This is a genomic window from Nitrosomonas sp. sh817 (assembly GCF_030908545.1).
GTDB lineage: Bacteria > Pseudomonadota > Gammaproteobacteria > Burkholderiales > Nitrosomonadaceae > Nitrosomonas.
Genome location: NZ_CP133083.1, coordinates 193,752 through 216,957, shown reverse-complemented (window position 1 = coordinate 216,957; position 23,206 = coordinate 193,752). Strand labels below are relative to the sequence as shown.

23 protein-coding genes are annotated in these 23,206 nt (G+C 50.5%); 10 read left to right on the top strand and 13 right to left on the bottom strand.

Going from position 1 to position 23,206, the window contains the following annotated elements; genetic code table 11:
* Positions 1 to 19: 19 nt before the first annotated feature.
* From RBH92_RS01120 to RBH92_RS01110, 3 genes are all read left to right on the top strand, one after another.
* Positions 20 to 1,156, top strand: a complete 1,137-nt coding sequence (locus tag RBH92_RS01120) for a PilT/PilU family type 4a pilus ATPase (RefSeq protein WP_307932901.1) — start codon at positions 20 to 22, stop codon at positions 1,154 to 1,156.
* A 185-nt stretch (positions 1,157 to 1,341) separates the two neighbouring features.
* Positions 1,342 to 1,530 (top strand): type II toxin-antitoxin system HicA family toxin, encoded by a 189-nt coding sequence (locus tag RBH92_RS01115; RefSeq protein WP_307932900.1) that lies wholly within the window; start codon positions 1,342 to 1,344, stop codon positions 1,528 to 1,530.
* 3 nt (positions 1,531 to 1,533) lie between these two features.
* Positions 1,534 to 1,746 carry a type II toxin-antitoxin system HicB family antitoxin gene (locus RBH92_RS01110; RefSeq protein ID WP_307932899.1) on the top strand — a complete coding sequence of 71 codons (213 nt, stop codon included), beginning with the start codon at positions 1,534 to 1,536 and terminating at the stop codon, positions 1,744 to 1,746.
* A 113-nt stretch (positions 1,747 to 1,859) separates the two neighbouring features.
* On the opposite strand, the gene RBH92_RS01105 is transcribed toward RBH92_RS01110, so the two are convergent.
* A complete protein-coding gene (locus RBH92_RS01105) occupies positions 1,860 to 2,315 on the bottom strand; it encodes a hypothetical protein (RefSeq protein ID WP_307932898.1) in 456 nt (151 codons plus the stop codon).
* Positions 2,316 to 2,395: 80 nt separating this feature from the next.
* Positions 2,396 to 2,686: a nucleotidyltransferase family protein gene (locus RBH92_RS01100; RefSeq protein ID WP_307933905.1), complete on the bottom strand. Its 291-nt coding sequence runs from the start codon at positions 2,684 to 2,686 to the stop codon at positions 2,396 to 2,398.
* A 113-nt stretch (positions 2,687 to 2,799) separates the two neighbouring features.
* Here RBH92_RS01100 and RBH92_RS01095 point away from each other — a divergent pair, with 113 nt between their 5' ends.
* Positions 2,800 to 3,036 (top strand): type II toxin-antitoxin system HicB family antitoxin, encoded by a 237-nt coding sequence (locus RBH92_RS01095; protein WP_307932897.1) that lies wholly within the window; start codon positions 2,800 to 2,802, stop codon positions 3,034 to 3,036.
* Here RBH92_RS01095 and RBH92_RS01090 read toward each other — a convergent pair.
* From RBH92_RS01090 to recA, 8 genes are all read right to left on the bottom strand, one after another.
* The gene (locus RBH92_RS01090; RefSeq protein WP_307932896.1) at positions 3,017 to 4,036 is read right to left on the bottom strand and encodes a ParA family protein; all 1,020 of its coding nucleotides are present in this window, start codon (positions 4,034 to 4,036) and stop codon (positions 3,017 to 3,019) included. The two genes, RBH92_RS01095 and RBH92_RS01090, sit on opposite strands and share 20 nt — an antisense overlap.
* A 189-nt stretch (positions 4,037 to 4,225) precedes the next feature.
* Entirely contained in the window at positions 4,226 to 4,399 is a 174-nt protein-coding gene (locus tag RBH92_RS01085) for a hypothetical protein (protein WP_307932895.1), read from the bottom strand.
* The gene (locus RBH92_RS01080) at positions 4,396 to 4,605 is read right to left on the bottom strand and encodes a type II toxin-antitoxin system HicB family antitoxin (protein ID WP_307932894.1); all 210 of its coding nucleotides are present in this window, start codon (positions 4,603 to 4,605) and stop codon (positions 4,396 to 4,398) included. The genes RBH92_RS01085 and RBH92_RS01080 overlap by 4 nt, the downstream gene beginning before the upstream one ends.
* Positions 4,598 to 4,858 (bottom strand): type II toxin-antitoxin system HicA family toxin, encoded by a 261-nt coding sequence (locus RBH92_RS01075; protein ID WP_307932893.1) that lies wholly within the window; start codon positions 4,856 to 4,858, stop codon positions 4,598 to 4,600. The genes RBH92_RS01080 and RBH92_RS01075 overlap by 8 nt, the downstream gene beginning before the upstream one ends.
* Positions 4,859 to 4,944: 86 nt before the next feature.
* Entirely contained in the window at positions 4,945 to 7,542 is a 2,598-nt protein-coding gene (gene alaS / locus RBH92_RS01070; protein WP_307932892.1) for an alanine--tRNA ligase, read from the bottom strand.
* Positions 7,539 to 7,904, bottom strand: a complete 366-nt coding sequence (locus tag RBH92_RS01065; RefSeq protein WP_307932891.1) for a hypothetical protein — start codon at positions 7,902 to 7,904, stop codon at positions 7,539 to 7,541. The genes alaS and RBH92_RS01065 overlap by 4 nt, the downstream gene beginning before the upstream one ends.
* Positions 7,901 to 8,359: a recombination regulator RecX gene (recX, locus tag RBH92_RS01060; RefSeq protein ID WP_307932890.1), complete on the bottom strand. Its 459-nt coding sequence runs from the start codon at positions 8,357 to 8,359 to the stop codon at positions 7,901 to 7,903. The genes RBH92_RS01065 and recX overlap by 4 nt, the downstream gene beginning before the upstream one ends.
* A 5-nt stretch (positions 8,360 to 8,364) precedes the next feature.
* Complete coding sequence (recA, locus tag RBH92_RS01055; RefSeq protein WP_307932889.1) at positions 8,365 to 9,414, bottom strand: recombinase RecA; 1,050 nt, start codon at positions 9,412 to 9,414, stop codon at positions 8,365 to 8,367.
* A gap of 224 nt (positions 9,415 to 9,638) precedes the next feature.
* Between recA and adk the strand changes: the two genes are divergently transcribed.
* The 3 genes from adk to RBH92_RS01040 all read left to right on the top strand — a co-directional run bounded on the left by adk (position 9,639) and on the right by RBH92_RS01040 (position 13,974).
* On the top strand, positions 9,639 to 10,292 hold the full coding sequence (adk, locus tag RBH92_RS01050) for an adenylate kinase (RefSeq protein WP_307933904.1): 654 nt from the start codon (positions 9,639 to 9,641) through the stop codon (positions 10,290 to 10,292).
* Positions 10,293 to 10,431: 139 nt separating this feature from the next.
* Entirely contained in the window at positions 10,432 to 11,691 is a 1,260-nt protein-coding gene (locus RBH92_RS01045; protein WP_307932888.1) for a 6-phosphofructokinase, read from the top strand.
* A 225-nt stretch (positions 11,692 to 11,916) separates the two neighbouring features.
* Entirely contained in the window at positions 11,917 to 13,974 is a 2,058-nt protein-coding gene (locus tag RBH92_RS01040; protein ID WP_307932887.1) for a sodium-translocating pyrophosphatase, read from the top strand.
* 155 nt (positions 13,975 to 14,129) lie between these two features.
* On the opposite strand, the gene RBH92_RS01035 is transcribed toward RBH92_RS01040, so the two are convergent.
* The 3 genes from RBH92_RS01035 to RBH92_RS01025 all read right to left on the bottom strand — a co-directional run bounded on the left by RBH92_RS01035 (position 14,130) and on the right by RBH92_RS01025 (position 20,391).
* Positions 14,130 to 14,465 (bottom strand): hypothetical protein, encoded by a 336-nt coding sequence (locus RBH92_RS01035; protein ID WP_307932886.1) that lies wholly within the window; start codon positions 14,463 to 14,465, stop codon positions 14,130 to 14,132.
* A gap of 15 nt (positions 14,466 to 14,480) precedes the next feature.
* On the bottom strand, positions 14,481 to 17,900 hold the full coding sequence (locus RBH92_RS01030) for a tetratricopeptide repeat protein (RefSeq protein ID WP_307932885.1): 3,420 nt from the start codon (positions 17,898 to 17,900) through the stop codon (positions 14,481 to 14,483).
* A 238-nt stretch (positions 17,901 to 18,138) separates the two neighbouring features.
* Positions 18,139 to 20,391 carry a CHASE2 domain-containing protein gene (locus RBH92_RS01025; RefSeq protein WP_307932884.1) on the bottom strand — a complete coding sequence of 751 codons (2,253 nt, stop codon included), beginning with the start codon at positions 20,389 to 20,391 and terminating at the stop codon, positions 18,139 to 18,141.
* 182 nt (positions 20,392 to 20,573) lie between these two features.
* Between RBH92_RS01025 and RBH92_RS01020 the strand changes: the two genes are divergently transcribed.
* The 3 genes from RBH92_RS01020 to RBH92_RS01010 are packed head-to-tail and all read left to right on the top strand — an operon-like array spanning position 20,574 to position 23,074.
* A complete protein-coding gene (locus RBH92_RS01020) occupies positions 20,574 to 21,035 on the top strand; it encodes a DUF4396 domain-containing protein (protein ID WP_307932883.1) in 462 nt (153 codons plus the stop codon).
* Positions 21,036 to 21,044: 9 nt separating this feature from the next.
* The gene (gene cueR / locus RBH92_RS01015; RefSeq protein WP_307932882.1) at positions 21,045 to 21,446 is read left to right on the top strand and encodes a Cu(I)-responsive transcriptional regulator; all 402 of its coding nucleotides are present in this window, start codon (positions 21,045 to 21,047) and stop codon (positions 21,444 to 21,446) included.
* Between the two features lie 23 nt (positions 21,447 to 21,469).
* Positions 21,470 to 23,074: a tetratricopeptide repeat protein gene (locus RBH92_RS01010; RefSeq protein WP_307932881.1), complete on the top strand. Its 1,605-nt coding sequence runs from the start codon at positions 21,470 to 21,472 to the stop codon at positions 23,072 to 23,074.
* Positions 23,075 to 23,206 lie beyond the last annotated feature (132 nt).

Here is a 23,206-nt window from a genome sequence, read left to right as displayed (position 1 = left end):
CGGAATTAAGGAGCACGCAATGGATAAAGACCAAGCCGCCAAATTCATGTCCGATCTGCTGCGCTTGATGCTCAGTAAAAAAGCCTCAGATCTGTTCATCACCGCTGGTTTCCCGCCAGCGATGAAAATCGATGGAAAAATGACCCCGGTATCCCAGCAATCGCTATCGCTGCAGCATACCGAAATGCTCACCAAATCGATCATGAACGACAAGCAAGCGGCGGAATTCGATGCCACCAAAGAATGCAACTTTGCGATCAACCCAACCGGTATCGGGCGTTTCCGTGTCAATGCATTCGTGCAGCAACAGCGTGTCGGCATGGTATTGCGGACGATTACCACCAAAATCCCTGACTTCGACGATTTGGGTTTGCCGCAAGTCTTGAAAGAAGTTGTGATGAGCAAACGCGGCCTGGTGATTTTTGTCGGCGGCACCGGTTCGGGAAAATCGACCTCGATGGCGGCATTGATCGGACATCGCAATAAAAACAGCTACGGCCATATCATCACCATCGAGGATCCGGTGGAATATGTGCATGAACATATCAACTGCGTCATCACCCAGCGTGAAGTCGGTGTCGATACCGAATCGTGGGAAGCGGCGCTGAAAAATACCCTGCGGCAAGCACCGGACGTCATCCTGATCGGTGAAATCCGCGACCGCGAAACCATGGAACATGCGATTGCCTTCGCCGAAACCGGCCATTTGTGCATGGGCACATTGCACGCCAACAGCGCCAATCAAGCGCTCGACCGGATCATCAATTTCTTCCCGGAAGAACGCCGCCCGCAATTGCTGATGGATTTGTCACTGAATTTACGCTCCATCGTGGCGCAACGTTTAATTCCACTGAAAGACGCCAAAGGACGCGCCGCCGCCATTGAGGTTATGCTCAACTCGCCGCTGATCGCAGACTTGATCTTCAAAGGCCACGTGCACGAAATCAAGGACATCATGCGCAAATCCAAGGAATTGGGCATGCAAACCTTCGACATGGCGCTGTTCGAACTATATGAAGCTGGAAAAATCAGCTACGAAGACGCGCTGCGCAACGCCGACTCAGTAAACGAACTGCGTCTGAAAATCAAACTGGAAAGCAACGAAGCCAAATCGCAGGATCTCAATTCTGGCATTGCGCATTTGGAAATCACGTAATAATCCAATCCCGCCACTTCGTCCGACCGATTAACCGGGCACTCCGATGTGGCCTCAATAAGCAACCTCGTGACAAGAACACGGGAAATCACCGCGTAAGACAGAAGCCTGACAAGGGTTTCCGCCTTACAGGCTTATTTTTGTGAAAACTCCATTTTTTTATTGCAACCTGATATCGTATCGGCATGAAAGTCAACGAAGTTTTAAATATCCTGAAACAGGATGGCTGGTATCTTGCCACTACGCGCGGAAGTCATCGTCAATTCAAACACTCCGTAAAAAGCGGCCGCGTAACCGTATCCGGTAAACCCGGAGATGATTTGGCACCCGGCACTTTAAACAGCATACTGAAGCAAGCAAAACTCAAGGAGTAAATCATGCGTTATGCAATCGTTGTTGAAAAAGCAGGAAATAACTATTCGGCTTACGTCCCGGATTTACCGGGGTGCGTTGCAACCGGATCGACCATTGAAGAAACGGAGCGGGAAATTCGCGAAGCTATCGAACTTCATATCGAAGGAATGATGGAAGACGGTTTACCCATACCACAGCCAACCAGCATCGTTCAATACATCGAAGTTCCTGCATGATTGGATTTCACAACGCATCAGTTTGATACCGTACGTGACCCCAAAGAAATTACTTCTTTTTTTACCAAAGCAACTGCAGAGCGGAAGCCCGCTAGGTTATTCCGCTTTATGGGTTATTTATTCACAGTACAGCGATTCTCGATATCCGCCACGACGGCATCGGCGTAACTGAGGTCTGACTTCACGATGGCGCCAAAGTAGGGGTGCCGGTAGAGATCGGTAAAATCGCGCATGAGATCGCACCAATCTTCCAGCACAACGAACTCGTTGCTCCTGAGATGGTACGAACTGATGCGCGGCTCAAGGAATGCCAGCGCCCATTGATTGACGCGCTCAATATCCGCGGGACTGAAATCCTGCGTATCGTTACGCTTGGCCCGGGCGACCAGGTCCGCCAGTTCTTGATCCGATGCAACCGCCAGATGCGCTTGACTCACTAATCCCGCGAGGGATAGCTGATGCGCAATCTGGATCGCCTCGCGGTTTTGTTGCAGTTCCAATACCACCAGCACCATGCCCGCTACCACGGCAAGATTGGTGACAATAGTGATCAGCCGTTCAAGTTTCATTGGTATTCTTGATTGTTATTTTGCAGCCAGTCTTTTCGTATAAACCAATCCTGTCATCCCGATAAAACCACCATTCGCGTTCAGACATCAATCGCTTCTCTTTCAATAAACGGTTTTAATTCAGGGCGCAATGCTTTCTCAGTAACCAAATTGACCGGACGCCCTAATTGATCTTCCAGCAAAAATTGCACACCGAAATATTTTTTTGAAGTCGCCGGTCCGTCAAAAGCGACCACAATATCGATATCGCTATTTTCTCCCGCTTCATCGCGCGCGGTAGAACCGAACAGAACCAAGCGTGTTACGCCGAAACGTTCGATCAAATGAGGCTTGAGTGTGCGTAAAGTATCGAGAACTTGCTGGCGAGTCATCACGCTGTTTCATCAGAGGTTGGCATTATCGGAATGCCGCTATGCTACCGTATCGCCAGCAAAATTTGCGAAATAACAGCATACTAAAGCAATCAAAACTCAAGGAATAGATCATGCGTTATGCAATCGTTGTAGAAAAAGCAGGGATTAACTATTCGGCTTATGTTCCGAATTTACCGGGGTGCATTGCAACCGGATCGACCATTGAAGAAACGGAACGGGATATTCGCGAAGCCATTGGGCTGCATATCGAAGGAATGATGGAAGATGGTTTACCCATACCGCAACCAACCACCATCGTTCAATACATTGAGGTTCCCGCCTTACGGGTTACAGCTTACAAACAATAGAATCAACAGCGTTGATACAGTTTTGTTTATAGCTCTCTTGTACTTGAACACGCTGAGAGCCAACGGTTAATTTTCCACTGGGTTGAGCGTAAAAAGGGCATCCTCTAGCAAAAGCAACGACACCAGTAGTTTGAAAATCACGGATATCAACTATTCCTTCTTCAACACTGTGAAATGTAAAAATATCAGGATTGGAGTGAATTAAATTAGATACATCTTGCTCAATGGATCGCAATACTGCTGCATACGCAGATGCAGATCCCATATATTGAGTTATTCGATTTTTAGCTACTAGATGTACTTTTGGTAGCAAACGATTTGCAGAATGCAATTTAGTAGCAAAAGCATACTTAGAATAGATATCTGAGGGTAATTTCAGTCCATACACTAGAGAGAATGCATTCTGAATTGCTCTTCGAGAAGAATCATCAGCCATAACTGGGATTATGAGGCGGTTTGCAGAAGAAATAGCGATTTGTGTATAAATAGAAAAACTGGGATTAGCATCAAAGAAAACTACATCATATTCACCTTCTACTTGATCAAGTGCGTCTTTAAGCCAATCAATAATTTCAATCCATGTATCAGTACCAGGAATTTGGGTATTAGCTAAGGTATTTATTGCATTAGCTTGTAACTCCAATAGTGGATCCCCAGCAAGCAGGTCTATATTCTCAGGAATATTTCTATTGTAATCAACAGGTCTAGTAAAAAAATCGCGGATTGAGAATGTCGGCGAAGTAAATGGAGCAGGAAGTCTTAATTGAAAGTACCCACCAATGCTGCAACGAGGTGTTAAGCCTTGTCTTTCTAGTAAAGTGCGACTGCCATCGTTGTCTAGCCCACCTAATAACAGCTCGGATAGATTAGCTTGGGGACATACATCAATTGCAAGTATCCGTTTGTCGGGATTTTTGTCTGCATATCGACAGATTGTCTGAAATGCTAAGCTGGTTTTTCCCGTACCACCCTTGTTATTCCAAAATACATAACTCAACATAAGTTTTTCCTCTAGCAATAGTCATTTTCAGACATATTAGTGTCTTATAATGACTATGTCAAGTCCATATTTGACTTTCTGTAAAAAACAGAATCAATAATAAAAAAGTAATGCTAAAAGGCAAAGAACTTAATAATAATGTAGCTCAAGACTAGACCCCGAATCGAAAATGTTGTGAATGAATCAAGTTCACGTCGCGAATTTTCTCTCAATCCACCCTTTCACTCCCCCAAGTGCCTCTGACAACCGCGCCGGTTGGGTTCCTCCCGCTTGCGCCAAATCCGGCCGTTTGCCGCCGAATTGCTGGGCAACGAAGTTAACCAGTTCGTCGATGTTGACTTGTCGTTTTAACAGCCCCATCATGCGAACATTAGCCTGCCTTTAGGCTCCGGGATCGCTCTGCCCAATTCGCGAGCGGTTTCTATCCATTGTTCGATGACGGTTTTTACATTGGCAACGGCTAGTTCGTAGGTTTCCCCATCTGCCATGCAACCGGGTAATTCCGGAACTTCGGCGATGAAAGCATGATCGTCTTCGCTCCAGTAAATGATTAATTCGTATTTAATCAATGTCGTATTCTCCCATGCGATATTTCGTCAATAAAATTCTAACCTGTTTGACTTGATACGGCTTCGCTTTACTGTATTTCGGTTGCAGATTAATAATTTCTTCAATGTTTTGGCGAGTAAAAATGTGATGGCTTCCTTTTATTCGCTCAGTGAACCCTAATCGGATCAATAATTGGCAAAGTTCGGAAAATGCGATGTCGGCATCATCACTGCCCGTCAGAATTTTCATTCTGAGTTTTGAATACTTTCCCATTTTAATTATCCAAATTTAGCTGACTATCACAACGATTACGATGCGGAACCAGGTCTTAAACCGGGATTATTGCGATGAATCGGAGGTTACTGCACGACTTTCGTTTCAACCCACCCTTTTACACCTTGAAGCGCATCAGTCAATTGCTCCGGTTGTGTACCCCCCGCCTGCGCCATATCCGGCCGTCCGCCGCCTTTGCCGCCGACTTGTTGCGCGACGAAGTTGACCAATTCCCCGGCTTTAACTTTGCCAGTGAGGTCGGCGCTGACCCCGGCGATCAACGTGACTTTGCCGTCAGCTACCGTGCTGAGCACAATCGCGCAGGATTTAAGTGTGTCTTTCAGTTGATCGAGCGTTTCGCGCAGGGTTTTGGCGTCGGCGTTTTCCAGGTTGGCTGCGAGTACTTTAACGCCGTTGACATCCTGCGCTTGCGACGCGAGGTCGGCGCCTTGCGAACTGGCCATTTTGGTTTTCAGACGCGCCAGTTCTTTTTCGGTTTGCCGCACGTTATCGATGATCTGGGCGATTTTTTGCGTGACTTCCTGCGGGTTGGCTTTGAGCGTGTGCGCGATTTCGAGTAGTTGCGCTTCGCGTTGCTGCACGTAATCGATGGCGCCTTTTCCGGTCACTGCTTCGACGCGGCGGATACCGGCGGCGACGCCGGATTCGGCAACGATTTTGAACAAGCCTATTTGCCCGACTTGCGGTACGTGCGTGCCGCCGCATAATTCGGTGGAGAATTCGCCCATGCCGATGACGCGCACCACGTCCGTGTATTTTTCGCCGAACAATGCCATTGCGCCGCGCTTGATCGCGTCATCGTATTTCATCGAGGCCGCCTCCACCACCCAATTGTTGCGGATTTGTTCGTTGACCAGACGTTCGGTTTCACGGATTTCATCGGTGCTCATCGGCGCGTTGTGCGAGAAATCGAAGCGCAGCCGGTTGGGATCGACCAGCGAGCCTTTTTGCGTGACATGCGTACCGAGTACTTTGCGTAACGCCGCGTGCAGCAGGTGCGTCGCGGAGTGGTTGTTGGCGGTGCTGATGCGGGTTTGCGGATTGACCCGGGCTTGCACGCTGTCCCTTATGACCAAGCGGCCGCTGCGCAATAGTCCCTTGTGTCCGAATACCCCGGCCTGGATTTTTTGCGTGTCGGTGACTTCAAAGGTGCCGTTGGCGGCGAGCAATTCGCCACAATCGCCAACCTGACCGCCGGATTCGGCATAGAACGGCGTTTGATCGAGCACCACCACGGCTTCGTCACCGGCTTCGACGAAATCGACCGCGCTGCCTTGTTTGTAGATCGCCAATACCTGCCCTTCGTGCTGCAACGTATCGTAACCGTAGAACGTGGTTTGGCTGCCTTTGTAGTCGAGCCCTTCCTGCATCGCGAATTTGTTCGCGGCGCGTGCTTGTTCGCGTTGACGCGCCATGGCTTGTTCAAACCCGTCATGGTCAACGGTGATGCCACGCTCGCGGGCAATGTCGGCGGTTAAATCAATCGGGAAGCCGAACGTATCGTACAGCCGGAATGCAGTTTCACCGTCGAGTACTTTGATTTTCTGGCTGAGCGCGTTTTCCAGAATTTGCATACCGTTTTCCAGCGTTTCGGCGAAGCGCTCTTCTTCTTGCAGCAACACCGCGGCGACGCGCGCTTTAGCGGCGGTCAGTTCCGGATACGCTTGCCCCATCACTTGGCTCAAATCTTCCACCAGTTGATGAAAGAATGGCTGCTTCTGTCCGAGCTTATAGCCGTGACGGATCGCGCGGCGGATGATACGGCGCAGCACGTAACCGCGGCCTTCGCTGCCGGGAATAACACCATCGGTGATCAGGAACGAACAGGCGCGGATATGATCGGCGATTACTTTGAGCGAATTGTCGGCGAGATTGCTGGTGCCGGTCGCACGCGCCGCTGCTTTGATCAGGCTTTGGAACAAGTCGATGTCGTAATTGCTGTGCACATGCTGCATCACCGCGGAAATACGCTCCAGCCCCATGCCGGTATCGACCGATGGTTTCGGCAGCGGATGCAGTACGCCGTCGCTATCGCGGTTGTATTGCATGAATACCAGGTTCCAGATTTCGATGTAACGGTCACCATCGGCGTCAGGAGAACCGGGCGGACCGCCTGCCACATCCGGACCGTGGTCGTAGAAAATCTCGGAACAGGGGCCGCACGGGCCGGTATCGCCCATCTGCCAAAAATTATCCATGGTCGCGATGCGCACCACGCGCGCCGGTTCGACACCGACTTCATTCAGCCAAATATCCGCGGCTTCGTCGTCTTCCGCGTAAACCGTCACCCATAATTTCTCACGCGGAATATTGAGCGTGCCGGTTAGAAAATCCCAGGCAAACAAAATGGCGTTGCGCTTGAAATAATCGCCGAAACTGAAATTTCCCAGCATTTCAAAGAAAGTATGATGCCGTGCGGTGTAACCGACGTTTTCCAGGTCGTTGTGTTTGCCGCCGGCGCGAACGCAACGCTGCGAACTGGCGGCGCGCACGTAAGGGCGTTTGTCCTGACCGAGGAACACGTCCTTGAATTGCACCATGCCGGCGTTGGTGAATAATAAGGTCGGGTCGTTGCCGGGCACGAGCGGGCTGGAGGCTACGATGGTATGGCCGTGCGATTCAAAAAATTCCAGAAATTTTTGTCGTATTTCGCTGCTTTTCATAATTTTTGTATCTGTTCGTATCGTTCAAGTTCGGTAACGGTCAAGCCAACCGCTTCGCCTTTGACGATGGCCAGGCTTTTAACGACCGCGCGGATGGTGATTTCTTCGTTCATGTTGGGCAGATCGGCCTCGGTCAATACCGTAATCTCGCCGCTGCTGTCTTCCAGCACATAAGCTTTGAAGTTGATCAGCGGCAAGCGTGTTGGACTTTTGGGAATGCCGCGCAATGTGACTTCCTTGCCGTCATAATTGACCGGCGCGGAAATGATCGCGTTGATCGGGGTTACCGTATCGGCACTGACCGGCATGCCGGTCATTGTGCATATCAGCATCAGCAGGATAAGTACAAAACGGAACCTCATGGATTCTCCTCGCTCGCTTGGGTCAGTACTTGTTGAATTGTCTCCATCGAGAAACCTCTATTCATCATGAATCGTATTTGTTTAGCGCGTTCTTCACGGGTGGCGGGCGGATGATCGAATTTTTTGCGCCAAACTTGCAGCGCCGTTTCCAGTTCGGTTTCTTTAAGGCTGGGCAAAACGGTATGAATCAAGCCGTCGGCCACACCTTTGGACTTGAGTTCGTGCACGATGCGCTGACTGCCGAACCGGGAACGCCGCGTTCGCGCGACTTGCTCGGCCATGCGCGCTTCGCTCAAGTATCCTTGCTGCTCCAGTTGATCCAGCACCGCCGCCAGTTCTGCGGGTTCGCGAGCATCCCGGCCGGCCGACAGCTTTTGCGCCAGTTCCCGGCGTGAATACTCGCGCTTGGCCAGATAGCGAAGCGCGCGGAGTTCAATCGGAGAACGGCCGTCCATTGAGATTAATTTTCTTTGTCACTTTTATCTTTAACGTTTTTTTCCTTGACCGGCTTGGCTTGATCGGCAATACCGACGATCGCGCGGATTTTTTGCTCGATCTCTTGCGCCATTTCCTTATGCTCTTTCAGATACGTCCGCACATTGTCCTTGCCTTGCCCGATTTTTTCGCCTTTGTACGCGTACCAGGCGCCGGATTTATCGATCAGTTTATGCTGCACACCCAATTCGATGATCTCACTTTCGCGCGAAATGCCTTCGCCGTACAAAATATCGAAATCGGCTTGCTTGAACGGCGGCGCGACTTTGTTTTTAACCACTTTGACGCGGGTTTCATTGCCGATGGTTTCTTCGCCGTCCTTGATCGAACCGGTGCGGCGGATATCCAGACGCACGGAAGCATAGAATTTCAACGCGTTACCGCCGGTCGTGGTTTCGGGGTTGCCGAACATCACGCCGATTTTCATGCGGATCTGGTTGATGAATATCACCATGGTATTGCTGCGCTTGATATTGGCAGTCAATTTGCGCAATGCTTGCGACATCAGCCGCGCTTGCAGGCCCATTTGCGGGTCGCCCATGTCGCCTTCGATTTCGGCGCGCGGCGTCAATGCGGCCACCGAGTCGATCACGATGATATCGACCGAACCGGAACGCACGAGCATGTCGGCGATCTCCAAAGCTTGTTCACCGTTATCCGGTTGTGAAATCAGCAATTCCTGAACATTGACGCCGATTTTCTGCGCATATTGCGGATCCAGCGCATGCTCCGCGTCGATAAACGCGGCGGTGCCGCCTATTTTTTGCATCTCAGCGATGACTTGCAAAGTCAGCGTGGTTTTACCGGAGGATTCCGGGCCGTAGATTTCGATGATTCGCCCGCGCGGCAATCCGCCCACGCCCAATGCGATATCCAATCCCAATGAACCGGTAGAAACGACTTGTATATCGTAGGCGACATCATTCGCGCCGAGCCGCATGATGGAACCTTTACCGAATTGTTTCTCGATTTGCGCCAATGCCGCGTCTAACGCTTTGCTTCTGTTATCGTCCATGCTGAATCGAATCCTATATGAAGAGTCGGGAAATTATCGCATAACCGTATCCGGTCTATCTAACTTGTTTTATATCTTTGTATAATTGCGGAAAAGAATATCATAGTAAAAAACTCGAGAATCAATCGCGCGTGCGCTATAATTGCGCGGATTTATGCAGCGGCAGATAGCGGCTCGCGCTGTCCCGGTTTTCAGCAATCATTGGTAATACAGGGAGAACAATCATTCGCGTCATTTTGTTAGGAGGCCCTGGCGCCGGAAAAGGCACGCAGGCCAATTATATTAAGGAACATTTCGGCGTACCGCAAATTTCCACCGGCGATATGCTGCGTGCAGCGGTTAAAGCAGGAAACGAACTCGGCTTAATGGCAAAAAAAATCATGGACGCCGGCGGACTGGTTTCGGACGACATCATTATCAATCTGGTCAAGGAGCGCATTACGCAACCGGATTGCGCAAAAGGGTTTTTATTCGATGGATTCCCGCGGACGATCCCGCAAGCCGATGCGATGAAAGCGGCGGGGGTACGGATCGATTTCGTGGTTGAAATCGATGTTTCGGATGCCGAGATCGTCAAGCGGATGTCCGGCCGCAGAGTGCACCCGGCTTCCGGCAGAACCTATCATGTGGATTTTAATCCGCCGAAAAATAATAATGTCGATGATATAACGGGCGAACCGCTGATCCAGCGCGATGATGACAAGGAAGAAACCGTCAGAAAGCGGCTTGAGGTTTATCATCAGCAAACGAAGCCACTGGTTGATTACTATTCCGCGTGGTCGAGAAATGGAGAAACCGGCGCGCCTCGTTATATAAAAATCGCCGGTATCGGCACGGTTGAGGACATCCGCGACCAGATTCTCACGTCACTAAAATAAGCTTAATTAACTGATTTATCATTAATACCAACAATTTAAAACTCAGATTGCGAATCATCGCAATCTGAGTTTTTGTCCGTACGAATTTTTAGAATTTTTTTGCAGTTTACGATTTGATTTGACCGTTCAGGAGAAAATTATGGCAACTAAAAATGCATTTTATGCACAATCCGGTGGCGTTACCGCGGTAATTAACGCATCGGCTGCAGGAGTACTGGAAACCGCGCGTCAGCATGCCGATAAAATCGGTACCGTCTATGCAGGGCGCAACGGCATCATCGGCGCGCTAACCGAAGATCTGATCGACACCAGCGCAGAATCGGCGGCAGCGATCGCGGCGCTGCGCCATACCCCGTCCGGCGCATTCGGTTCTTGCCGTTACAAGCTCAAAAGCCTTGAGCAAAACCGCCGGGAATATGAACGCCTGATCGAAATTTTCAAGGCGCACAATATCGGTTATTTCTTCTACAACGGCGGCGGTGACTCCGCAGACACCTGTCTGAAAGTATCCCAACTGTCGAGTACATTGGGCTACCCTTTGCAGGCAATTCATGTACCCAAGACCGTTGATAACGATTTGCCGATTACCGATTGCTGTCCCGGTTTTGGTTCAGTCGCCAAGTACATTGCCGTCTCTACACGCGAAGCAAGCTTCGATGTGGCGAGCATGGCTAAAACCTCCACCAAGGTGTTTGTTCTGGAAGTCATGGGACGTCACGCAGGGTGGATTGCGGCGGCTGGCGGCTTGGCATCCAGCCCGGATTGCGAGATCCCGATCGTGATCTTGTTCCCGGAAGTGACATTCGACAAAGAAAAATTCCTCGCGAAGGTTGATCGCTATGTCAAGGAATACGGTTATTGTTCGGTAGTCGTTTCAGAAGGCGTAAAAGGCGCGGATGGCAACTTCCTGTCGGATCAAGGATTGCGGGATGCGTTCGGGCATGCGCAATTGGGCGGCGTCGCACCGGTAGTCGCCAACATCGTCAAGGATGGATTGGGATTGAAATATCACTGGGGTGTCGCGGATTATCTGCAACGCGCCGCGCGCCATATTGCGTCCAAAACCGATGTCGATCAAGCCTATGCAATGGGTAAGGCCGCCGTCGAATACGCTGTCGCGGGACATAATTCGGTCATGCCGACGATCGTGCGGGAATCCAATGCGCCTTATAAATGGTCGGTTGGCATGGCACAGCTCTCGAATGTCGCAAATGTCGAAAAAATGATGCCGGCAGAATATATTAGCGAAGATGGTTTCGGTATCAGCCAGTCTTGCCGCGAATACCTGGCGCCTCTGATCGAAGGCGAAGATTATCCGCCATACAAAAATGGTTTACCGGATTACGTGCGTCTGAAAAATGTCGCAGTGCCGAAAAAACTGAGTGAATTCAAAATTTAAATATTATAAAAATGATCATTGTTTGAGTGTTGCAAGGAAGCCAAACAAGCTGAATCCAATCCTCTAACAATCTAAATTTCATAAATATTTGATGCATTCAGTGAACAAGAACGGATAAAATACACCCTGATTTTAATCTGAAAACAAGTGGTTGATCATGTGAAATTAATGAGGCCAAGATTTCACATCTCTTTTTTTATGGTCTGATTTTAATTGGAGTTCTTTATGGCTAGTGGTTTAGTTATCGCAATTATTAGCGCGATTGTAGCCCTCGTATTCAGCGGTATATGGATTAAGGGCATTTTTGATCAATCTACCGGCAATCAGCGGATGCAAGAAATTGCAAAAGCGATTCAGGAAGGCGCTTCCGCCTATCTTAAGCGCCAATATATGACGATTGGAATGGTGGGCGCCATTCTGTTTTTCGCGCTTTGGCTGGCATTAGGCTGGGACACGGCGGTTGGCTTCGCCCTGGGTGCGATCCTTTCCGGTGCCGCCGGTTTCCTGGGAATGACCGTGTCGGTTCAGTCAAATGTGCGTACTGCGCAGGCAGCGAGTGTCGGATTGAATGAAGCGCTTGCGATTGCTTTCCGGGGCGGCGCGGTGACCGGCATGTTGGTTGTCGGATTAGGTCTGCTCGGTGTAGCTGGCTACTGCGCTGTATTATTTAACGGATCAGACCCCGATCTCGCGGTGAGCGACATCATCAAGCCGTTGATCGGTTTTGCGTTCGGCGGATCGCTGATCTCCATCTTCGCGCGTTTGGGTGGCGGTATTTTCACCAAAGGCGCGGACGTTGGCGCGGATCTGGTCGGTAAAGTAGAAGCCGGCATTCCGGAAGACGATCCTCGCAACCCGGCGGTAATTGCGGATAACGTGGGTGATAACGTTGGCGACTGCGCAGGTATGGCCGCCGACTTGTTTGAAACCTACGCCGTCACCATCATCGCTACGATGATCCTGGGCGCATTGTTATTCACGGCAAACGCTGTTGACGCCGTGATTTATCCGTTGATGTTGGGCGCAGTATCGATCGTCGCGTCGATTATCGGCTGTTATTACGTCAAAATGCGCGATGGCGGCAAAATCATGAATGCGCTTTATCGCGGATTGGCAGTGGCGGGCGGTATTGCGTTATTGGCGTATCTTCCTGTGACAGTTTGGTTCATGAGCGGCATGTCGTTGGATCTCGACGGCACCGAAGTCGCGGGCGGCATGCTGGTCATGCGCGTGTTTCTGGCAGCTGCGCTTGGTTTGGTGTTGACCGGATTGATGGTTGTCATCACTGAGTACTATACTTCCACCGACTTCCCGCCGGTTCAACACGTTGCCGAAGCGTCAACCACCGGTCATGCAACCAACATCATTGCAGGTCTTGGCGTTTCTATGCGCGCAACTGCCGCACCGGTTCTGGCGGTTTGTATCACCATCTTGCTGGCATATGCGCTGGCCGGTTTGTACGGTATCGCTATCGCGGCCACCTCGATGTTGTCGATGACCGGTATCATCGTTGCATTGGATGCGTATGGCCCGATTACCGATAACGCCGGTGGTATCGCCGAAATGTCGGAAATGCCAGATTCGGTTCGTGCAATCACCGATCCGCTGGATGCCGTCGGTAACACCACCAAAGCGGTCACCAAAGGCTATGCCATCGGTTCCGCAGGTTTGGCGGCGCTGGTACTGTTTGCGGACTACACGCACGCATTGGAACATGCCGGTTTTGAATTGTCGTTTGATTTGTCCAATCACATGGTCATCATCGGTCTGTTCATCGGCGGTATGATTCCTTACTTGTTCGGCGCGATGTCGATGGAAGCGGTCGGACGCGCAGCAGGTTCCGTGGTAATCGAAGTACGCCGTCAATTCAAAGAAATTCCGGGAATTATGAATGGCACAGCTAAGCCGGATTATTCCCGCGCAGTGGATATGCTCACTAAAGCAGCTATCAAGGAAATGATGATACCTTCATTGCTGCCGGTTTTGATTCCGCTGCTGGTAGGCGTGATTCTGGGACCGCAAGCATTGGGCGGTGTATTAATGGGGTCGATCGTAACCGGCTTATTCGTTGCAATCTCGATGACAACCGGTGGCGGTGCTTGGGATAACGCTAAAAAACATATTGAAGATGGACATTTTGGCGGCAAAGGCAGCGAAGCTCACAAAGCATCGGTAACCGGCGATACCGTCGGTGATCCTTACAAAGACACCGCTGGTCCGGCAATCAATCCATTGATTAAAATTATCAATATCGTGGCATTGCTGATTATTCCATTGCTGTAGATCGATTGTTTTAAGCGGTAAAAAAAAAGCACATCAGTTCTCTGATGTGCTTTTTTTATGATATCGCTGCGCTCTAATTACGGCCTGAAAAGCAAAATTCCCGGATCCGACTCATACGAATTTTTTCAGACAAGTTCTTAATTGCTGAGAAAGACTTACCAGCAATAGGTAACCGATGCACCGCCAATGATAACGGTTTTGCAAGGGCGCGTACTCGTAACCGGAGGGGTTCCGAGGCCGCCTGCCGGATTGAGTGGCGCAGCGGCAGCCGCTACCGACGGCTCAGCATGTTCGACGATGCTGATGGTCTGAACCCCTGTAGTTGTGGTTGTAAGCGGACGTGCGACCGCCTGGTCGCTGTCATTTACACCCGCTCCTTTCAGTTGATGGACTTTACCGGTTTTGTCGATACACAACATCACAACGACATCGCCGATACCTGCAGTTTTTAGGGCGTCTATTGCGGCGGCTGGAATAGATGGTTTAGACATTTCAAAACTCCTTAATTAATAGTTTAAAGTAAGACGTACAAAGAACGTACGGGTCGGAATGAAACGGGAAGAGGTATTCATTTCATTAAACTGGAAGTTATAGCTGCGATAGTAGAATTGCTCATCACTGAGATTTCTTCCTTCAAAACTCAGAATTCCTCTGCGATTGGGTAATCGATAGCCCAGCGCTGTATCCAGCAGCACAAAATCGCTATTGCCGCCCCTAAATTGGGACTCAGCTTCCGGCAAGCGTTTCAAGCTCTGCTGCAAATAGGTCGCACCAACTTTGCCGAAGAAACCGTTCGGATGAAAATAATTGATCGTCAGCGGTGCGCTGAGCGAATGAATTTCATAAGGCTTGTTGTGATCGTTCACATTAATCGCTGCGCGATCATACTGCTCGTATTGAAATTCCCCGTTAACCGCCCAGTGCGCATGCGGCAACCAGTACAGATACGAACGGTAGAGCCTTTCCTGTTGCTGTTCATCGGCAAATTGCCTGAAATCACGATTGAGGTAAGGAACTTTCAAATCACGATCTGAAACTTCCATGCCGGCGTACAAATTCTTACTGAGCGCAGCATCCAGTCCTGCTCCCATGCGCCTCGATCGTGTGCCGTTCAAATCATCAAACATCTGATTAAATCCGGCTACCTGTGTCGGTTCCAGCGTCTGATTCGCGATTAGCGCCGACTTCACCGATTCGAACCAAGCCAGCCGCAATCGAACCGCAGGCGTGAGGTCCCATTGCAATCCGAACTTCGGATTCACCGCATCAAAATTCTGATTGACAGCATCTCTGAAAGCATCGTAACTCACACCCAAGGTTGCATTGATATTCTGAAAATAATTCAGATTTGAATAAAAATAAGCATTTTCCCGCTCCCGGGAGAAATTTGTTGTATTTGAGGAACATAGAACGCCATTACATAGATGCTTGGCATCAATTTGATAAGCGCCAGCTCCCGTAACTAGATTGATATATTTATCTCGATGAATATATTGCCCTTCCAATTGATAGCCTTGGTCTTTTAAACTACTCCGAGTAGTCAAGAAAGAAGGATCTAACGGAAAAACTTGATTCTCGCGGCGATCCAGGTAAATACCGGAAATCAGAAAATCCTGCTTGGAAGAAAGCGAATAGCGGATACCGCCACGGGCGGAATCCTGATCAAGCTGCCTTCGATCGCGCGAAAAAAACGACGGATTAAAATCGAGCAGCAAATCGCCATGATCGGAGTTACGCCGGCGAAACTCGGCCTGGACATTCAATTTCGGGGTTAATGCATACTGCACGAAGGCATTGTAGATATTATGCTTCTGATCATTATTGGAACGGAATCCATCGGATTGAAAGTGATACTGACCCAGGCTGACCGAAGCTTTGTCATAAACCGCCGAAAGCGTCGCTTCATTGCCAAACGTGCTGTTACTGCCGACAACCCCGGAAGCAACCAGTTGCGGCTTATTGCGCTCCATGAGTGGCGCGAATTCGTTAAAACCCGCTCTGGTCGGACCAGTATTGTTAATAATATTTAGATCCGCAACTGCCAAGTGCGGTTGTACCGGATTCACGTTGATGGGTTGCAACAACTGCGCTTGCAGCAATTCGCTGACACGCGCCACTTCATGGCGCGGAATATTCGCATACGCATCCGACAAAAAACGATGCGAGGAATGATTCGCCGGATCGATACTCAGCGATTTGGCGGTTTCCACCAATGCGCGTTTCTCGAATCCCAGATTATCGTAGATCCTCGCCAGGCTTGAACCGCGCGCCGCTTCATCCTGATCCAGCAAGAATTTTGAGCGGTACACCGCACGGTTGTGATTGAGTTCGATGGATTTCTGCAAATCCATCAAAGCCTCGACGGGTCTGTTTTGGGTTTGTTTTTGGATGGCATCATAAAACCATGGCGTGGGATCCTGCGGGTCTTTTTCCTTGGCTAGGTCAAACTGTGTGCCCGCAAGCGGATAGCGTTTTTCCTCAAAATAGGCTTTTCCCAGATAGCTACGTATCAAAGAATTGGCCGGATCCAAACTGGCCGCTATCTCCAGTTCAACACGCCCGGCTTCGATTTCACCTTCACGGATCAGCGCCAGCCCCATCCCCAGCCTCGGCATCGGATCCGCTTGATCCAAAGCGATTGCTTGCAGAAATTCAGCCTTGGCTTGCTTTGTGCGTACCTGCAACAACTGTGAAAAACCCAGTACTGTCTTTGTTCTGGCAATACCGGGATTCAGGCTGACCGCTCGCTGCGCGGTCTCCAGCGCCCGATCCAAATCCCCCTGCGACATTTGCAGTTTGGCTAACCTCGCCCATGCCAGCGCATTGTCCGGGTCGATTGCAATGGCTTGCTGAGCGCTTTCCAGCGCATCTTCGATTTTAAAATGCGCCTGCTGCGCATAAGAAAGCGCCAGTTTCGCAGCCGGAGAATTCCTGTCCAAAGCGGCGGCGCGCGTGGCAAGTTGCAATGCCTGATCTTTGTTATTCTGAACCACTGCAATCATCGCCAATAAGGCATGTGCCTCACTATTATCCGGCTGAACGCGGCGTATTTCACCAATCGCCGCACCGGCTTCGCCGGCCTGGCCGACTGCCAATAACAGTCCGGCCCGGTATAAATGAAGATTGACGGTAAAATCGGTTGTTGCAATGTTTTCGAGTATCGACAGCGCTTCGAAGGTTTTGCTCTGCCGATAAAGCTCGACTGACTGGCGCAATTCCGGATGCAACGCCAATTCATCCGTCAATCGAGCCAGTTGATAATCGATGACCACCGGATAATGCAATGCCCATTGCACCGCATCGGTCGGATTGATGGTCGTTACGCGCTGCGGCGCCGTATTGCGCGTGGCAATCGCGGCCTGGTGATCTTCAAGCACCAAGCTGCCTTGGTCATTGCTGGCGGTAACTTTTCCTTCGTAAATTACCAGCCGCGTGCTGGTCTCGTCGACACCGACAAAAAATTCGGTTCCATCGACACCTGCATTGACAAACGGCGTTCTCACTTTAAACGGCTTCGGCGTGCGCGTGATGATATGTATCGCCCCTGAAAATAATTCCATTAGCGAACCGGCTTTTTCCTGACCCTCCGGTTTGGAAAAAGTCATGCTGGTTTTCTGATCCAATCTCAGCACGCTCGCGTTGCTTAGCAAAAAGGCCGCGCGGCTATGCGTCCGGGCGCGAACGCTATCGCCCGGGCAGATAGCGGTATGAAGCGTCATCGCTTGCCAAGTTGTGCTGGAAGCACGACGCAATTCGATGATTCCCTGAATTGAAATGATTTCTGCCACTGCCGGTTCACAAGCCTCTCCAGCATAAGATTCATCGGCACCCGCCAGAAGTATGACGGACAAACAAACAACAGTCAGTATGCGCGCCAGAAAACTCCGGTAACTTGAGTTAGGATTAATTCTCTGGCTCGTTCTCATTATTGTTATTCTTCCAGATCTGAAGTACGTTGTGATGCGTGGCCCTCGGCCCAAAGGAAAGTGCTTCTATAAAGCCCCTCTTCAGGCGGAATCTGAATTATACGAGAGAAATAACCTTGGCACTAGCTTGGATATTTAATCTTTTGATAATAATCAAACTAACCCGAATTTTAGGCGGAAATATATTAGCGGCCTGTGACAAAACTCACACAAAATGCTTCAACGCGAATCAGCCGCATCATTTGTTGCTGATGCGCATGACCGGATCCCACGGGCCGGTTGGAACAGCCGATTGATATTGCTGGCAAGCAACCAGGAAAAAACGGGCCGGGCCGTCCTCCGGCATGACATCCAGAATCTCATTAAAAATTTCGCAGGCTTCACTCCATTGCTGGCGTTGATAGGCATTTAAGGCGCGGCTGAAATTTTCACATAACCATAATTGCCGCTCACTGGCTGAACCGCTGTGTGTCATTAACTCAAACAGATTAACCGGCGTGGATTTTCCGGTTAAGAGAAAATCTCCGAGTGGACGGGCCAGGAATTCATTCAATCCCGTGATCACTTCGCTGGACACCAGAATGCGCGTGCCTAAATATTTGTTGACGCCCTGGATACGGTTGGTGGTGTTGACGATATCGCCGATCGCACGATATTCGTAATGATGAAGCGCACCGATATTCCCTAACAACATCTCACCAAAATGCAATCCGATGCGCGTCGGCAACGGTTGATGAGTGCCGGCATGATTAAAACTGTCAATCGCCGCGGCAATATCCAAACAAGCATGACAAGCTTCTTTTCTCAAATCGGTTTTCGCGGAAGTCTTTGACCAGATTGCCAGCATCGCGTCTCCAACCACATCGGAAACGATGCCCTGATGCCGCCTGACCGGTTCAAACAATGCCGCGTAATAATCGTTCATCAATTGCGCCAGTTGCTGCGGCTCGAGCTTTTCCGCAAGCGCGGTATACTTCTCCGCATCGGTGGCGAGGCAAGCGCCGTAAACCAACTGATTGGAAAATGCCATGGCCCCCGCATTCTTGACGATATCGTTGACGACTCGCTCCGGCAAGAAATACCCGAATGCCTCTTTGAGTTGCTGGCGATCCAGCTTGGCTTCGTAGTATTTCAGCAGTATCGCGCCAAAAAACGCTGCCGGTATCTGCAAACCCAGCGGAATCACCAACGGCAGCCAAATGCTGGCATCTTTAAAGTAATAAAACGCACCGCCTGCGTAAAGAAAAATTAACACCGCGCAGGCCATCGCCACGCCTGGTTTGTGCCGGATCAAAAAAATAACGCCCAATCCAAAACCGAAAACAAATAACAGTCCCAGGCTTCCGATCCGGGAGAGCGGCCTGACCGGTTTATTTTCCAGCAAATTGGCCAATGCCGTTGCCGCAATCTCGACGCCGCTGATGTAGAGTCCGTTCGGATTCGAGAAAACCGTATGGTAATCATCCCGGACCACGTCTTGCTCCGGTTGATTGGCAGCCGAAAAACCGACAAATACCACCTTATCCTTAAAATCTCCGTCCGTTATACCGGCGCCACTGAGGCTACCTTGTAATGCCTGATAATACGGAATGGTTTTGATGCTGCGCGGCGGGCCGTAAAAATTCAGGTAGCGCGTATCCTCTCCTGCGTAGAGATTGATCAGCGCCTGGATCATGTGCTTGTCATCCGGATTTAAGCGGGTATCGCGATGCAACTCCGCTTGCAACTGCGCCGCCAATTGCGGACGGTGATTAAAAAGATCGTGCAAAGAAAAAATGAGATCCTCAATATCCATTGCTGTCTCATCTCCGGCAGGCAAAGCGGCTGCATGCGCCGGATCGACATTCCGCAACAGCCGGATCAAATCATCGTAAACCGGTAATGCAATAATCTGGAACACCACGGCTGGAATCGTCGGAATATCTCCAGCATCCGTTTTAAACACCCAATAATGATTGACCCGTTCGGATTTGGGTAAAGGAAACGGCGCATGGGCTCTGATCGCTTGCGCAACCGCCGGCAGTAGTTGAATCGGCCCTTCTTTGGTAATCCGGTGTTCATCGAGCGCCTGCGAATCGGCATAAAACGCGCTGTCGTCATGCACCAGACGCTCCACCAGCACAATATTGCCGGCTTTTTCCATACTGGCAATCAGCCGCTCATCGTGCGCGACGATATCGCCCGGCTTATCGAAAATAAGATCGAACACAATGATGCGGGCGCCGGCTTGGGTTAATCGTTCGATCAATTGCGCATGCAAATCGCGCGGCCACGATCGCGGTGTCAGCGGCAAATCCAGCTTGGCGGCGGAATATTGATCAATGGCGACAACCATGATTTTCTCCGGCGCCGTCACCGCACCGCGTAAGTGAAACAGCCAGTACAATCCAAATTTTTCTTCCAGCCAATGACCTGCCGGAGAGACATGAATCAACATGCCCATCAAACCGATGATTACGCCCAGACAGAGGTGTTTAAACCAAATGGCCATAAATTGCTGTTTCTTTCTATTGGATTGGAAGCACAAATCAGCATCAAACCGTAACTTTACCATTGTCTGCGGTTTTCTTTACCGGACAACATTTTTTCCGGCATCCGCAACAACCGCTTGACCTTCCCACGGTAGCAAGCTTCATGATGAAAACTCCTTTAACTTTTTTCCAGGAGTCAAACATGCCCAATCATTCATATCATCAAGACCCATCGCTCAATGAGATAGCAGCAATCGCTACCCTGCACTGTTTATCGGGTTGCGCCATCGGCGAAGTTGCGGGCATGGTAATCGGCACTGCGCTGGGTTGGAGCAATACCGAAACTATCGTGCTAGCAGTTTTACTCGCCTTTTTCTCCGGCTATGCGCTTACAATGTTACCAATTCTACGCGGCGGCTACCCGCTTCGAGCCGCGATGAAAATTGCACTCGCCGCGGATACGGCTTCGATCACGATCATGGAAATTGTCGACAATCTTGTCATGCTGATGGTACCGGGCGCGATGGCTGCGCCGCTTGATTCGTGGCTGTTCTGGAGCAGTTTGTTCGCTGCGCTAATAATCGCCGGTATCGCCGCTTTTCCGCTTAACCGTTGGCTGATTGCGCGTGGTCGCGGACATGCGCTGGCAAACTGTCATCATTGAGAGGACGAAATGAACATTGGACAAGCAGCAAGCGCTTCCGGCGTATCAGTCAAAATGATCCGCCACTACGAAGCGATCGGATTGATTCCGAAAATATCGCGCACATTAGCCGGTTACAGGCATTATCAGGCGCGCGACATACATTTGTTGCGTTTCATACGCCGGGCGCGGGATGCCGGATTCAGTACGGCGCAAATCAAAAAATTGCTATCGCTATGGCAGGACCAGCAACGGCCGGCACGCGAAGTGAAACAACTGGCGGCAGCGCATTTGGCTGATTTGCGAACGCGCATCACCGAACTGGAATCGATTGCACAGGCATTAACGCAATTAGTCGCGCATTGCCACGGCGATGAACGCCCGCAATGTCCAATACTTGATAATCTGGCTGGTGACGACACCGGCCGCTGATCCCTATAATTTGGAGATTGACTATGACATCACTGACACGCTTTTTTATTTCCGCAAGCTTGCTGTTACTGACTGGAATGGCTCTTGCCGATGGTGATCATCACCATGCGGGTGGCTTCGATCAGGAAAAACTCGGTAAAGTTAATTTTACGGTTTCCTGCACGCCCGCTGCACAAACACAATTCAACCAGGCCGTAGCGATGCTGCATTCGTTCTGGTACGACGAAGCCGAAAGAACCTTCCGCCAGGTCACCGTTACCGATCCTCAATGCGCCATGGGCTATTGGGGCATTGCCATGAGTCTTTACCAGCAATTGTGGGCCACAACCCCGAGTCCTGGCGAATTACAGCAAGGGCGGGACGCCATCCAGCAAGCACAGTCATTAAATGTTCAAACCGCGCGTGAAAAAGCCTATCTGGAAGCTGCCGCAACATTGTATCCGGCGAACGCCAGCAACGATTACAGCGCCCGGAAACTGGCGTATGAGCAAGCGATGCAGCGCATCGTCGCAGAATTTCCGGACGATCACGAAGCGGCGGTGTTTTATGCGCTGGCGCTGATTTCAAATGCTTCGCCGAATGACAAAACCTTTGCCAGGCAAAAACAAGCGCTGCAGTTGCTGCAGCGTATCTTGAAGGACGAACCGCAACACCCCGGTGTCGCGCACTACATCATCCACAGCAGCGATTACCCGGAACTGGCGGAACTCGGACTCGATGCCGCCCGGGGGTATACGAAAATCGCCCCCGCCGTGCCGCATGCCCTGCACATGCCGTCGCATATCTTTATCCGCCTCGGCCAATGGCCGGATGCAGCGCAATCCAATTGGGTGGCGTACCAGACCGCACAAGAACACGCCCGGTTGCACGCTTCGGATAATCACTGGGATCAGCGCTTTCATTTCATGGACTATCTGTTGTACGCATATTTACAAATGGCTGAAACCGAGAAAGCCCGGCAGATTGTGCATCAACTGCAAACCATTCATAACGCGCAACCGCAAAATACTACGGTTGCCTATGCCTATGCCGCTATTCCGGCACGCTTCGCGGTCGAGCGCGGTGACTGGTACGAGGCGGCAAAACTGAGCATCCAGCCAGCGGATTTCCCGTGGCAACGATTCGGCTGGTGCGAAGCGATCATTCATTTTGCCAAGGGTGTCGGTGCCGCCAGAACCGGCAACCTCGCCGACGCCAAAAGCAGCTTGAAACGCCTGGAAACCTTGCGCGACAGTGACCGCTCCGCTGATAAAAACTACACCGCCGATCAAATCGAAATTCAGCGCTTGGCGGTTGCCGCCTGGATCGCGGCTGCCGAGAATCGGCCCGCAGAAGCATTGCGAATGATGCGCGCATCCGCCGATCTGGAAGACTCGACCGAGAAAGACAACGTCACCCCCGGCGCCATCATTCCTGCACGGGAGTTGCTCGGCGAATTGCTGCTGACGCTGAACCAGCCTGCCGCCGCACTGAAGGAACTGGAAGCCTCGCTGCAGCGCACTCCGAACCGCCGCAATGCGCTGTATCGCGCAGCCCAAGCGGCGAGAGAAACCGGTAACGAGTTAAAAATAATTCGCTATGAACAGCACTATCAGCAATTGCCGACATTCAATCAACCATATCGATAAGCATATAATTTTTATGATCCTTCTCAGATAATCTGAGATTTCTGGTCAGAAAAACTTATTCTTATTATTTGAACGAACAACAGCTATAAGAGTAACGATCCATACTTTCATAAAAAACAAGATTTTCAATAA